The organism is Achromobacter sp. SIMBA_011, from assembly GCF_046535435.1.
GTDB classification, from domain to species: Bacteria; Pseudomonadota; Gammaproteobacteria; order Burkholderiales; family Burkholderiaceae_B; genus Achromobacter; species Achromobacter dolens.
Genome location: NZ_JAWRWN010000002.1, coordinates 776204 through 789648 on the forward strand (window position 1 = coordinate 776204; position 13445 = coordinate 789648).

Sequence of the window (13445 nt, forward strand, 5' to 3'; positions counted from 1 at the left end):
CCCGGGGCGACCGCTTTCCCGTCACCTATCCGCGGCGGATTTCCCCCTAAAATTGCGAACGCCGCCGCAATTTCCTCCTGGCGTGCCACCTCTTTCCGGCCGAGATGCACGTCGATCTCCTCACCCTGTACTTCATTACCATCGGGACGCTGCTGGCCAGTGCCGGCCTGACGTTCTGGGAGTATCGAACCCACCCCCACCGCAGCCGCTCGCTGGGCATCCTGGCGGCCGGCTTCGGCACGCTGGCGCTGGGCTGTATCTGCGCCTTGTTCCGCGCCGACCTGCCGGCCGCGATCGGCGCGCCGCTGAGCAACTTGGTGATCCTTGGCGGTTACCTGCTGGTGCTGGACAGCGTCGCCTCGCTGAGCGGGCGCCATTACCGCAAGCGTTCGATGGGCTTGCTGGCGGTCATGGCGCTGATCTGGCTGGCGGCCGGCGTGCCGGGGCAGGACGTGGTGTGGAAATACGTCAGCGCCTTGCCCATCGCCCTCGTCAGCGCCCTGACCGCGTGGGAACTGCTGCGCTGCGATTCCATGGGGATGCCGAAAACCCGCAACTTCGCCGTGGCGGTGGCCGGCGTGCACGCGCTGATCTATTTCGGCCGCGCCTTCCTGCTGCCATGGTGGGTGGCTGCCGAGGGGCCCTGGGTGCAACTGCTGGCCAGCAACATCACCATGTACGAAGGGGTGCTGTATTCGGTGCTGCTGCCGATGACGCTGATCAAGCTGATCCGCGAGGAAACCCACGTGCAACTGGTGCACGAGTCGCAGACCGACTACCTGACGCGGCTGGGCAACCGCCGTTGGTTCTTCGAGCAGGGCGCGCGCCTCATCGCGGCCAGCGCGGGGCGCGAGCCTGTCGCCGTGCTGGCGTTCGACCTGGACCAGTTCAAGGCCATCAACGACCGCTACGGCCACCATACCGGCGACCTGGTGCTGGCGGCGTTCGCCACCGTGGCCCGCGACGCGCTCGGGCCGCAGGTCATCCTGGCGCGCCTTGGCGGCGAGGAATTCGCCGCGCTGCTGGCGGGCGATGACGCCCGCCGCGCCCATCAATTGGGGGCGGCGGCGGCCCGCCGCTTCGCCACCACCATCGCCAACCCGGCCGACGGCCTGGGCATCGCCGCCACGGTCAGCATCGGCCTGGCCTATTTCGACGAGGACGTGCCGCCGCTGGCCGATGCGCTGTCGCGTGCGGACCTGGCGCTGTATCGCGCCAAGTCCCTGGGCGGCAACCGGCTGGAAGCGGCCCTGGCGCCGGAGCGCGCCGCCGCGGACTGAGGCGCCGCCGTCGCGGCCAGTGGCGCGGCCCGCGCGGCGAAATGCCCGGGGCCGTTCAGGGACGGGCCTATGCTTTGCGTCGACGCTTTGGACCGATAATGACGGCCATGACGACTTCCACGCCCGCTTCCTCCGACCGCGACGGTTTCTGGTTCGACGCCGCCGATCCCGACATGGCGCTTGAACGCGCCGGCAACCATGTCCGCCTGGCGCGCGCCGAGCCACCCTGGCTGGTCGTCGATCAATCCATTGCCACCATGACGCTGGGCCGCCGCTGGCCCGGGCAGTTGTGGCGCGTGCGCGTGGCGCAACTGGGCGACATGTCCGGACTGGTGGCGCAACCCGGCTACTGGCGCGCCGCCGCGATCGAACTGCTGCAACCGCTGCCGCTGGGCGCGCTGTTCGGCCCGCACGGCGAGGCGGTGGTCGACATCCTGGCCCGCATTCCCGAACTGACGCGCGAACAGGCGCGGGCGTTGGGCGCCGATCTGCCTGCCGACGGCTGGGACCGCTACGGTCGCGCCTGGGAGCGCTGGTCGAAAGACGAAGAGGGTGTCCCCACGCCTGCCGATGCGCCGCCGCAATCGGAATGGTATGGCGTGCTGGCCGCCGCGAGCCGTCGGGGCGGGGCGCGTTCGCCCGTGCATGGCGGCTTGCTGCAGATCCACGGCCTGCTGCGGCAACGCGCCCAGGCCGTCGATGGCGACGCCGCGTTCATTCGCGAAGTGGACGAGGACGGCGAGGTCGACGAGTCGCTCGCGGCGCCGTGGGACGGGGCCAGCGACGCCTTGCTGTTCGCCGCCATGGCGCGGGGGGCGCCGCAATACCTGTCGACGGCCGACACCGATGTGCTGTCGCGGCCCTGGCGCGAGGTGTTTGGCGACCCGGCCGGATCGATGTGAGCCAACTCGGCCATGGCAGCCGTCAGGGCATGCCGCGCGGCGCAAGGGCGCGCCGGCGCGCTTTATTCCTCGCCCCGCCAGGACTTGCGCCGCCGCGCCCGCGGCTTGGGCGCCACGCCCAGGCGCGGATCGCGCGCCAACGCCAGTTCCACCAACCGGGCCGCCAGCGTCTCGAACGCCTCGTCGGTCTGCGGCAGGTACAGCCACTTGCCCAGTTCCGGGTGCGGCAGCAGGCTCGGCATATCGGCCAGCAGCGCCGCGTGGCGGTCATGCGAGGTGCACACCATCACGCCGTTCCAGGGGATGTCGCGGTCGGCCACCACCAGGTACAGCGCGCCGTCCAGGTAGGCGGCGTCGCAGCCGAACATCTTGCGGCGCAGATAGCCGGGATCACGCTCGAGCGGGTCGAGGATCCACAGCAGTGAATTGGCGCGGGCGGCGCGCTGGCGGGAAGGGGGCGAGAACAGGTCGGGGCGTTGTGGCATTGCGAACGGCGCGGGCGGATGGGCCAGGTTCAGACGATACCCGATCCCGGCCGCGCGCCGTTCAGGGGCATCCGTTACCCAGGCCGGCGGGCGCCGGCCCGCGCGGTGTCCGCACAAAGCAGATATGCGATCCCGCGCATAGCGTCATCGCCGCCCCGCGCCTACCATGCTGCAAACACAAGAACCCCCAGGGTGGAGACAGCATGAGAATGGCAAGTGCGCTGACCGCGGTCAGCCTGTGGCTCGGCGCGGGCCTGATATCGGCGGCCGTGGCGGCCGGGGCCTATCCCGACCGGCCGGTCAAATTGATCGTGCCGTTCCCGGCCGGCGGCGCCACCGACCTGATGGCGCGCTCGCTGGCGCAGGGCCTGGGCGAAAAGCTGGGCCAGACCGTGGTGGTGGAGAACCGCGGCGGGGCGGGGGGTACCATCGGCGCCGAGGCCGTGGCCAGCGCCGCGCCCGACGGCTACACGCTGCTGTACTCCACCATGGGCGTGCTGACCATCAACCCGTCGCTGTACCCCAAGCTGCGCTACGACCCGCAGCGCAGCTTCGCGCCGGTGTCGATTACCAATCTGACCTCCAACCTGCTGGTGGTCAACCCCGACCTGAAGGTCAGCTCGGTCGCCGAACTGGCCGAACTGGCGCGGCAGCGGCCGGGCGAGCTGACCTTCAGCTCTTCGGGTAACGGCACCACCAGCCACCTGGCCGGCGAGATGTTCAAGACGGCGGCGCATGCCGACATCCGCCACATTCCCTACAAGGGCACCTCGGGGGCCATCAACGACTTCCTGGCCGGCCGCATCTCGATGATGATCGACACCTCGTCCAACTTCATCGAGCAGGTCCGGCAGGGCAAGGTGCGGGCGCTGGCCGTGACCAGCCGCCAGCGGCTGGCGGCGCTGCCCGACGTGCCGTCGATGTCGGAGACGCCGGGTTTCGAGGACTACGAGGTCAGCCTGTGGTCCGGCGTGCTGGCGCCGGCGGGCACGCCGCGTCCCGTCATCGACCGCCTGAACGCCGACATCAAGGCGGTGATGACGTCGCCGCGGATGGTCGAGCGCATGGCCGGCTACGGCATCCAGACCACCCACAGCACGCCTGAAGCCTTCGCCGAACGCATCCGCGTCGATACGGCGAAATGGGCGCGCATCATCGAACAGTCCGGCGCGCGCGCCGATTGAGGCCTCGGCTCCCGGCCCGCCCCGCGGCCGGGCCCCTGGAAGGAAATCCCATGCGATTGATGCTTCGATCCCTGCTGGCGGCGGTGGCCCTGTCCATCGGCGCCGCGTCCGCGGCGGCGGCCTATCCAGACCGGCCCGTCGTTCTGGTCAATCCCTACGCCGCCGGCGGCCCCGCCGACGTGGTGGCGCGCAGCCTGGCGCGGGCGCTGGAAAAGCGCCTGGGCCAGCCGGTGGTGGTGGAGAACAAGCCCGGCGGCGGCGCCTCCATCGGCACCGGCTTCGTGGCGCGCGCCAAGCCGGACGGCTACACGCTGCTGCTGGGCACCTCGGCCGGCCACGTGGTCACGCCGCTGATGCAGAAGACCGCGTACGACGGCGTTAAGGGCTTCGCCTTCTGCTCGGTGGTGGCGGTGCAGCCCATCATGCTGGTGGTCAATCCGTCGCGCGGCATCCGCTCGGTGCCCGAGCTGATCGCCCGCGCCAAGGCCGAACCCGGCAAGTGGAGCTACGGCTCGGCCGGGGTGGGGGGCGCCACGCACCTGGGCGCCGAACTGTTCCAGCAGGTTGCCGGCGTGCAGTTGAACCACATTCCCTATGCCGGCGCCTCGCCCGCCATCAATGACGTGGTCGGCGGGCAGACCGACCTGGCCATGCTGAACCTGTCGGCCAGCCTGCCGTTCATCCGCCAGGGGCGCCTGCTGGCGCTGGCCTATGCGTCGGACAAGCGCTCGCCCTTGCTGCCGGACGTGCCGACGCTGGCCGAGGCCGGCGTGGCGGGCGCGGACGCGGCCACCTGGTACAGCCTGGCCGCGCCGGCCGGCACGCCCGCGGACATCGTGCGCACCCTGAGCGACGCCGTCCGGGCCGTGAACGATGATCCCGACTACCGCCGCGTCATGCAGGAGCAGGCGATAGCGTTGATGGCGCTGTCGCCGCGGGAAGCGGACGCCTACGTCGCCAAGGACCTGGCCGACATGCGCAGGCTGCTGGGCACGCTGGGCTTGTTGGCCAAATGAACACAGGGTCACCGGACACACGACCACGCATGCGCACGGCCGTCGGCCAGGCGCGGACGCGGCGCCGGCCACCAGGAACGCATCCATGAACTTCGATTTCAGCGAACTCAGCGCCACCAACGCCTTCAAGCTGCTCTCCAGCGTGGTGGTGCCGCGCCCCATCGCCTGGGTGGTGAGCCAGTCGGCGCAGGGGCAGCGCAACGCCGCGCCGTTCTCGTTCTTCAACGTGGTCAGCAGCGACCCGCCCATCGTGGCGCTGGGCATCGGCCCGCGCGGCGGGCAGTTGAAGGACACCTCGCGCAACATCCTGGAGACCGGCGAGTTCGTCATCAACCTGGTGTCGGCCGAACTGGCCGCGCAGATGAACCACACCAGCCTGGACTACGTGGCCGACGTCGATGAGCTGACCCGCGCCGGGCTGGCGACCGCTCCCTCGCGGGTGGTCGCGCCGCCGCGCATCGCGCTCAGCCCGGCGGCGCTGGAATGCCGCGTGTGGCAGGTGCTGGATGCGGCGCCACAGCGCGTCATCGTGCTGGCGCGGGTGGTGGCGCTGTACCTGCGCGACGACGCGTTGCTGGACGCGCAGCGCTTCCATGTGGACACCCCCGCGCTGCGCCTGCTGGGCCGCATGCACGGCGCCGGCTGGTACGCGCACACCAGCGACCTGTTCCAGATGCGCGCGCCGGACGCCGCCAACGATCCGGCGGTGCGGCCCGCGCAGGGCCATTGAACCGCGTCACGATTTCAAATTTCCTGGGAGCCTCTTGATGAAACTGCATTGGTCGCCGCGCTCGCCCTTCGTGCGCAAGGTGATGATCGTCCTGTACGAAGCCGGCATCGCCGACCGCGTGACGCTGGTGCGCACGCCGGTCGCCATGGACAAGCCCAACCTCGACCTGGTGGCCGACAACCCGCTGATCAAGCTGCCGACGCTGGTGCTGGACGACGGCACGCCGGTCTACGACTCGCGCGTCATCTGCGCCTACCTGGACGGCCTGGCCGGCGCCGGCCTGCTGCCGGCGGACCCGGCCGCGCGCCTGCTGGCCGAGCGGCGCCAGGCGCTGGGCGACGGTTTCCTGGACGCGCTGCTGTTGTACCGGCAGGAACGCAACAAGCCGGTCGAGAAGCAGACCCAGGCCTGGCTCGACGCCTTCGCGCCGAAGACCCGCGCGGTGCTGGCCGTGCTGGAGGCCGAGGCGCCAGGCCTGCGCGCCAGCCGCTTCGACCTGGGCCTGATCGCCATCGGTTGCGCATTGTCGTATCTGGACTATCGTTTCCCGGACCTGGCCTGGCGCGACGGCCATCCGGCGCTGGCCGCCTGGCACCAGGACTTCAGCGCGCGGCCCTCGGTTGCGCGCAGCCAACCCGACGAAACGCCTTGAGCGAAGGACGATGATGAGCCGCATCCCCCTGCCCACGCCCGACAGCATGAGCGACGACCAGAAGCGCGTCTACGAACGCATCGTCTCCGGCCCGCGCGGCCGGCTGGTCGGCCCCTTGCGCGCCGCGCTGCACAACCCCGAACTGGCCGAGCGCTGGCAGGCGCTGGGTGCCTTGCTGCGCTTTGGCACCAGCCTGCCGCCGCGCGTCAGCGAACTGGCCATCGTGGTCACCGCGCGCCGCTGGAACAGCCAGATCGAATGGCACATCCACGCCCAGGCCGCCCGCGCCGCCGGCATTGCCGACGCGGTGCTGGACGCCATCCAGGCGCGGCGCGAACCCGTATTCGACAACCGCGACGACGAGATCGTCTACGCCTACGCCCGCCAACTGCAGGAGACCGGCCAGGTCGAGCCCGCCCTGTACGCCGAGGCGGTGCAGCGCTGGGCCGCCGTCGGCGTGGTCGAACTGACCGCCGTCATCGGCTACTACACCATGGTGTCGATGACGCTGAACGCGCACGAGATCCCGATGCCGGACGACGCGCCCGCGCCGCTGGACGTGCCACAACAGGACGGCTGGCCGGCGCTGAGCCGGCTGGCGCCGCTGGTCGGGGAGGGCAAGGCATGACCGCGTCCGCCGACTCCACGCAACCCTACGTGCCCGACAGCGTCGAGACGCCGCGCATGCCACAAGCGCCCACCGAACCGTTGCCGCCTCTTGCCTGCGACACGCATTGCCACGTGTTCGGCCCCTACGAGCGCTTCCCGCTGTGGCATCCGTCCTCTTACGCCGCGCCCGACGCGTCGGCGCAGCGCTACCTGCGCATGCTGGACACCCTGGGCGCCGCGCGCGGCGTGCTGGTGCAGCCCGCGCCCTACGGCACGCATCCCGATGCCTTGCTGGACGCGCTGGCGCAGGGCGGCGACCGCCTGCGCGGCATCGCGGTGGCCGACCCCTCGGTCAGCGACGCGCAACTGCGGGCTCTGTATGACGGCGGCGTGCGCGGACTGCGCTTCGTCGAGGCGCGCGATCCCGCCGGCAATCTGTTTCCTGGCAGCGTGGGGTTCGACCAGGTCGCCGCGCTGGCCCCGCGCATGAAACACCACGGCCTGCATGCACAGTTGTGGGCGCCGTGCGATACCTATCTGCGCCATCTGCCGGCGCTGGCGAAGCTGGACCTGCCGCTGGTGATCGACCACCTGGGCAGCCTGGTCCCGGCGCGTGGCGACCAGGACCCGGCGTTCCAGTTGCTGCGCGGCCTGCTGGCCGACGGCCGCCTGTGGATGAAGCTGACGCTGTGCCGCGTCGGCAGCGCGCCGGACTACGAGAATGCGCGCTTCCTCCACGACGCCTTCGTCGCCGCCAACCCCGACCAGGTGCTGTGGGGCTCGGACTGGCCGTTCGTGCGCATGGGCGAGTCGGCGCCGTCCGCCGACGCCCTGGTGGCGGTGGCGCAGCGCTGGCTGGGCAATGACGCCCTGCGCCGCAAGGTCTGGGTCGACAACCCGGCGCGGCTCTACGGCTTCGATTGAAGCGCCGGCCCCGTCAGGGGCTGGCGTGCCACACGCCTTCGCCGCCGATCTCGCGCACCAGGCTCTGGATCTGCGCGGCCACCTCGGTGACGGTGCGGCCCGGCCCCTTGGCGCGGGCGAACGCCATCGAGATGATGCGGCCCATGGCCGGATCGCGCAGCGCCGCGATGCCCAGGCGGCCTTCCTGCACCTCCTGCCAGACCGCGTGCAGCGGCAGCACCGTGTACATGTGCTCGTGTTCGACGATGGACTTCATCAGCGGCAGCGAATCGGCCTCGATCAGCGGCGCGATGCTGATCTTGCGCGCCCGCGCCAGCCCGTCCAGCGCATTGCGCAGGCCGTTGGGCGCGCCGGGCAGGATGAAGGGCAGGCCATCCAGTTGTTCGAAGGCGACTTCGCCGCCGCGCGTCAGCGGGTCGCCGGCCGCGCCCACCAGGTACGAATCGACCGAGGCCAGCGCCTGTTCGCCCGGCGGGCACTTGTCGCCATAGCGGTACAGGATGGCGATGTCGACGCGGCTGTCGGTCAGCCATTCCTCGATCTGGCCGCTGGAGCCTTCCAGGATCTTCAGGTGCACCTTGGGAAACTGCTTGCGCAGCCGCGAGAACAGCCGCCGGATCAGCGGATGCGCGGTGGACGGCAGCAGCCCCAGCGTGACCTCGCCGGCCGGCTCGCGCGCCTCGCCGTTCAGCTCCAGTTCCAGCCGCTCGGCGTCGCCCAGCAGCGTGCGCACCAGCGGAAACAGGCGTTCGCCCACTTCCGACAGGTGCACGCCGCGGCCGGTGCGGTTGAACAGCCGCGCGTTGCACTCGCGTTCAAGCGCGTTGATGCGGCGGCTCAGCACCGACTGGTCCTGGTCCAGATACAGGGCGGCGCGCGAGATGCTGCCCAGTTCCGCGATCGCCAGGAAGGCCCGCCACTTGTGCAGGTCGGCGGTGACGTCCAGGCTCAGGCCCGTGGCTTTGGCAGGCGGCATGATCGATAAGGCGGCAACGAAAGAGACGGCATAAGGGTACGGCAAAAGCGGGCCGGCATGGGACTATTCCAGCCCCAGCTTGCCGCGCCGGATCACCTCGCCCCATTTCTTCGATTCGGCCTGCATCAGCGCCTGGTAGGCCTCGGGCGTGGTGGCCGTGGGAATGGCGCCCTGGTCGATCATCTTCTGTCGCAGGGCCGGTTCGGCCAGCGTCTCGGCGATGGCTTGCGACATCTTCTGCACGATCTCCGGCGGCGTCCCGGTCGGCGCGATGATGCCGTAGTTCGATTCGACGATCACACCGGGAAAACCCGCCTCCTTGGTGGTCGGCACGTCCGGCAGGCCCTCGAAGCGCGTCGGGCTGGCCACCGCCAGCGTGCGCAGCTTGCCGGCCTTGATGAAGCCCAGCACCGCCGAGGCGTCGCCCGGGAACATCTGCACCTCGTTGGACAGCAGCGCCGTCACCGCGGGCGAGGCGCCCTTGTACGGCACGTGCATGATGTCGATGCCGGTCTGCTGCTTGAGCAGCTCGCCGCCCAGGTGCGGCGTGGTGACGTTGCCGGCCGAGCCATAGTTGTACTTGCCGGGCTGGCGCTTGGCGCTGGCGACGAAGTCGGCCAGCGTGGCGTCGGGCAGGGACGGGTTGACCACGATGACCAGCGGGATGCGCGCCACCAGCGACACGTACTGGATCCTGGACACGTCATACGGCACCTTCATGACGTGCGGCAGGCCGGTGATGGCGCCCGGCACGCCGAAGCCGAAGGTGTTGCCGTCGGGCGTGGCGCGCACCGTGGCGTCCACGCCGATGGTGCCGCTGGCGCCGGCCTTGTTCTCGATCACGATGGTCTGGCCCAGCCGCTGGCCCAGCGCCGGCGCCAGCAGCCGCGCCAGGTTGTCGACCGAGCCGCCGGGCGGGTAGGGCACGATCAGCCGGATCGGCTGGCTCGGCCAGGGCGCGGCGGCCTGGCCCGGGGCGGCAAAGGCGGCGCCCAGCAGCAGGGCGGCTGCCGTCAGTGCGGTAGCGTTTTTCATCTGTCTCTCTCCTGTGGCGCCGGCTCGGGGCCGGCGCGTCGTTGTCATGCGCCTTCCAGTCCCAACTGCTTGGCGTAGATATTGCGCTGGATCTCGTTGGTGCCGCTGAAAATGGTTGCCGCCAGCGCGTTGACGTACGGCGCCAGCGCGTGCACCTGGCCGTTGCCATAGCCCAGCCGCATCGCCGCGCCGCCGTATTCCTCGGCGATCTGGATCAGCAGGGCGCCCAGCCGCTCGTGCGTCTCGGTGGCCCAGACCTTCAGCAGCGACAGCTCGGGCGGCAGCGGCCGGCCGGCCTTCGCCAGTTCCGCGAAGACGCTGTACATGGCGGTCAGGTCGGCCGCGTCCAGCCGCAGCTCGGCCAGCCGGTCGGCGAACGCCGGGTCGGCCAGCAGGCCGCGCTGGCGCGCGATGCTGAAGATCTGCTGCAGGGCATGGTTGGCGTGCTTGGGGCTGCCGCTGAACAGCCGCTCGAAGCCCAGCAGCGCCTTGGCGATGCCCCAGCCGGCGTTCAGCTCTCCAACGACGTTGGCGCGCGGCACGCGCACCTGGTCGAAGAACACCTCGCAGAATTCCTCGTGCCCCGACAGCGTGCGGATGGGACGGCGGCTCACGCCCGGGCTGGCCAGGTCCACCAGCAGGAAGCTGATGCCGGCCTGCTTCTTGACCGTCTTGTCGGTGCGCACCAGCATGAACATGTGGGTCGCGTCCTGCGCCAGCGTCGACCAGGTCTTCTGGCCGCTCACGATCAGGTCGTCGCCGTCCACCAGCGCCTCGCAGCGCAGTGAAGCCAGGTCCGAGCCGGCGTTCGGCTCCGAATAACCCTGCGCCCACACCGCCTCGCCCGACAGGATGCCCGGCAGGAAGCGCGCGCGCTGTTCCTCGGTGCCGTGGCGGACCAGGATCGGCCCCAGCATCACCAGCCCCTGGTCCGGCGCGCGCGCCACGCCGTGGCGTTCGGCTTCCTCGATGAAGGCGATCTGGCGCGCCGGCGACAGCGCCATGCCGCCGTGCTCGCGCGGCCACGACGGCGCGATCCAGCCCTGGCGCGACAGCGTGAAATACCAGTCCTTGATTTCGTCCCAATGCAGCCGCCACGGCACGTGGCGCAGGTGCTCGGGGTAGTGGGCGCGGAAGAAGCCGCGCACCAGCCGGCGGAAGTCGGCTTCCGGCATGCCGTTCCAGTCGGCCTCGCGCGGGAAGTCCGTGATGGGCGTGGCGTCGTCGTCATCGGCGCTGGGCGCGGGCAGCGCCGCCAGCGCGCCGTAGCGCTGGCGATGGGCGGCGGCATTGCCCAGCCAGGCCGCCAGGTGCAGCGCGCTGCGGAAGTACAGGCTGACGTCGCATTCCTCGGTGTAGCCGATGGCGCCGTGCAGTTGGATCGCCAGCCGCGCCGCCTCCAGGCCGGCGCGCGCGGCGCGGGCCTTGGCGCGGCTGGCCAGCGTCTTGCGCAGGGTGGCGTCGTCCGGTTGCGCGGCCAGTGTGTCGAGCGCATCCAGCAGGCTGTTGGCTGCCAGCTCGACCTGCATGGCCGCGTCCACCAGCCGGTGCTGCAAGGCCTGGAACGACGCCAGCGGCCGGCCGAACTGCTGGCGCGTGTTCAGATAGGCCACCGAATCGGCCAACACCTGCCGCGCCACGCCCACCAGTTCCGCCGACTGCATCAGGCGGCCCAGGTCCAGCGCCTCGTCGACCGCGTCCAGCACGCCGTCGCGCGCCAGCAGCGCGTCCGCCGGCACCACGGCCGACTCGATCGCCAGGTGGCAGGCGGCGGCGCCGTCGGCGCGCGGGTGGACCTGCGCGGTCACGCCCGGCGTGCCGGCCGCGACGAAGAAGAGGGCGGTGCCGCGCTCGCCATCGGCCGTGACCAGCCAGCCATCGACGCCGGCCCCCGGCACCACGTGGCGCTTCTCGCCATTGAGCACGTACGCGCCCTCGCGTTCGATCACGCTGACGCCGAAGGCCGTGGCGGCCTCGCCGGCCTCCAACTGGCCCTCGGTTTCCTGCCAGGCCAGCCCGAGCAGCGTTTCGCCGCCGCACACGGCCTGCAGCAGCGCGTCGCGCCGCGCCGCATCGACGGGCGCGATCCGCGCCAGCAGCGCCGCCGGCAGCACGCCGGCGCCGACCAGCGGCTCGGGCAACTGTGCGCGGCCCGCTTCCTCCAGCACCGCCGCCATCGCCCGCCAGCCCAGGCCCAGGCCGCCCAGCGTCTCGGGCACGCTCATGCCGAGCCAGCCGACCCCGGCGATCTCGCGCCAATAGTCGCGGTCCGGCGGCGTCTCGGCGCGCTTGCGCTGGCGCTGGTCGCGCCGCTGCAGGAAGTCGCGCGCGCTGTCGCGGATCTCTTCGATCAGGTCATGGTCGACGCCGCTCATACGATGCCCTCCGCCTGCAGCCGGGCGATCTCGTCGTCGGACAGCCCCAGTTCGGCGCGCAGGATCTCGGCCGTGTGCTCGCCCAGCAGCGGCGGCGGCAGGCCGCCCGCGATCGGCGTGCCGGAAAAATGGATCGGGTTGCGGATGACCGGCAGGGCGCCCAATCGAGGATGCTCGACGCTGCCCAGCACGCCACGGTGGCGCACCTGCGGATCCTCGAACACCTGGTCCATGGTGTAGATCGGCCCGCAAGGCACGTTGGCCGCCGCCAGCGCCTGATTCCAGTCCCGCACGCCGCGGGCGCGCATCGCCGGCTCGATCAGCCGCGACAGTTCGGGCTGCGCGGCGGCACGCTTGGGGTTGGTATCGAAGCGCGCATCGCGCCCCAGCTCGGGCAGCCCGATCACCTCGCAGAACGCGCGGAACTGCGAGTCGTTGCCCACCGCCACCATCAGGTGGCCGTCACTGCATTCGAAGGCGCGGAACGGAGCGGTGATCTGCGAGGCCGAACCCATGCGCGCCGGCAACTGCCCGCTGGCCAGGTAGTTCATGCCGATGTGCGACAGCGCCGCGATCTGCGCGTCCAGCAGCGCCAGGTCGATGTGCTGGCCCGCGCCCGACACCAGGTCGCGGTGCCGCAGCGCCGCCAGGATGGCGCATACCGCATAGAAGCCCGCCGTCAGGTCCGACACCGAGTAGCCCGCCTTGACCGGCCCCGCGCCCGGCTCGCCGTCGGGCACGCCGGTCACGCTCATCAGTCCGCTCATGGACTGGAAGATCGGGTCATAGCCGGGCAGGTGGCTGTAGGGCCCGCTCTGGCCGAAGCCGGTGATCGAGCAATACACCAGGCGCGGATTGAGCGCCGCCAGCGCGGCGTAGTCCAGCCCGTAGCGGCGCAGGTCGCCGGCCTTGAAGTTCTCGATGAGGATGTCGGCCTGCTGCGCCAGCCGCCGCACCAGCGTCTGGCCCTCGGGCCGGGAGATGTCGATGGTCAGCGACTTCTTGCCCCGGTTCATGGCCACGAACGACGAGGTCTGCGGGCTCGGCGCGCCGTCGCGGCCAGGCAGCGGATAGCCCTGGTGGCGCACGTCGTCGCCGCGCCCGGGGCGCTCGACCTTGATCACGTCGGCGCCGAAGTCGGCCAGCATCTGCGCCGCCCACGGCCCCGAAAACACCCGGCTCAGGTCCAGCACCTTCACGCCGTCCAACGCGCTCGTCATGTCGTCTCCTTGTCTTTTTTGCGAAGTGTAGGCAGCGCCGGGCCTTGCACCTACGGC

At 71.0% G+C, this 13445-nt stretch carries 13 protein-coding genes; 8 read left to right on the top strand and 5 right to left on the bottom strand.

The annotated features are described in order from the left end of the window. Window positions 1–104: 104 nt before the first annotated feature. Together SB816_RS10705 and SB816_RS10710 are read left to right on the top strand one after the other, a co-directional pair. Window positions 105–1280: a sensor domain-containing diguanylate cyclase gene (locus SB816_RS10705; RefSeq protein WP_064527072.1), complete on the top strand. Its 1176-nt coding sequence runs from the start codon at window positions 105–107 to the stop codon at window positions 1278–1280. Window positions 1281–1387: 107 nt separating this feature from the next. Continuing rightward, on the top strand, window positions 1388–2182 hold the full coding sequence (locus tag SB816_RS10710) for a hypothetical protein (RefSeq protein WP_240317356.1): 795 nt from the start codon (window positions 1388–1390) through the stop codon (window positions 2180–2182). Between the two features lie 62 nt (window positions 2183–2244). Here SB816_RS10710 and SB816_RS10715 read toward each other — a convergent pair whose 3' ends face one another. After that, window positions 2245–2667: a hypothetical protein gene (locus SB816_RS10715; RefSeq protein ID WP_063570071.1), complete on the bottom strand. Its 423-nt coding sequence runs from the start codon at window positions 2665–2667 to the stop codon at window positions 2245–2247. Window positions 2668–2870: 203 nt separating this feature from the next. On the opposite strand from SB816_RS10715, the gene SB816_RS10720 reads away from it, so the two are divergent. The 6 genes from SB816_RS10720 (at window position 2871) to SB816_RS10745 (ending at window position 7782) form a co-directional block, all read left to right on the top strand. Next, window positions 2871–3851 (top strand): Bug family tripartite tricarboxylate transporter substrate binding protein, encoded by a 981-nt coding sequence (locus SB816_RS10720; RefSeq protein ID WP_410546928.1) that lies wholly within the window; start codon window positions 2871–2873, stop codon window positions 3849–3851. Window positions 3852–3910: 59 nt separating this feature from the next. Next, window positions 3911–4867 carry a tripartite tricarboxylate transporter substrate binding protein gene (locus tag SB816_RS10725; RefSeq protein WP_082391539.1) on the top strand — a complete coding sequence of 319 codons (957 nt, stop codon included), beginning with the start codon at window positions 3911–3913 and terminating at the stop codon, window positions 4865–4867. A gap of 85 nt (window positions 4868–4952) precedes the next feature. After that, entirely contained in the window at window positions 4953–5597 is a 645-nt protein-coding gene (locus SB816_RS10730) for a flavin reductase family protein (protein ID WP_020928207.1), read from the top strand. Between the two features lie 37 nt (window positions 5598–5634). Continuing rightward, window positions 5635–6249 (top strand): glutathione S-transferase family protein, encoded by a 615-nt coding sequence (locus SB816_RS10735; RefSeq protein WP_410546929.1) that lies wholly within the window; start codon window positions 5635–5637, stop codon window positions 6247–6249. Window positions 6250–6262: 13 nt separating this feature from the next. After that, on the top strand, window positions 6263–6877 hold the full coding sequence (locus SB816_RS10740; RefSeq protein ID WP_410546930.1) for a carboxymuconolactone decarboxylase family protein: 615 nt from the start codon (window positions 6263–6265) through the stop codon (window positions 6875–6877). Further along, window positions 6874–7782 (top strand): amidohydrolase family protein, encoded by a 909-nt coding sequence (locus tag SB816_RS10745; RefSeq protein WP_410546931.1) that lies wholly within the window; start codon window positions 6874–6876, stop codon window positions 7780–7782. The genes SB816_RS10740 and SB816_RS10745 overlap by 4 nt, the downstream gene beginning before the upstream one ends. 13 nt (window positions 7783–7795) lie before the next feature. Here SB816_RS10745 and SB816_RS10750 read toward each other — a convergent pair whose 3' ends face one another. The 4 genes from SB816_RS10750 to SB816_RS10765 all read right to left on the bottom strand — a co-directional run bounded on the left by SB816_RS10750 (window position 7796) and on the right by SB816_RS10765 (window position 13388). Continuing rightward, a complete protein-coding gene (locus SB816_RS10750) occupies window positions 7796–8758 on the bottom strand; it encodes a LysR family transcriptional regulator (protein WP_049073298.1) in 963 nt (320 codons plus the stop codon). A gap of 63 nt (window positions 8759–8821) precedes the next feature. Then, window positions 8822–9793, bottom strand: a complete 972-nt coding sequence (locus tag SB816_RS10755) for a Bug family tripartite tricarboxylate transporter substrate binding protein (RefSeq protein ID WP_054502253.1) — start codon at window positions 9791–9793, stop codon at window positions 8822–8824. Window positions 9794–9837: 44 nt separating this feature from the next. Beyond that, entirely contained in the window at window positions 9838–12168 is a 2331-nt protein-coding gene (locus tag SB816_RS10760; RefSeq protein WP_410546932.1) for an acyl-CoA dehydrogenase, read from the bottom strand. Next, a complete protein-coding gene (locus SB816_RS10765) occupies window positions 12165–13388 on the bottom strand; it encodes a CaiB/BaiF CoA transferase family protein (protein ID WP_410546933.1) in 1224 nt (407 codons plus the stop codon). Before SB816_RS10765 ends, SB816_RS10760 begins: the two co-directional genes overlap by 4 nt. Between the last annotated feature and the right edge of the window lie 57 nt (window positions 13389–13445).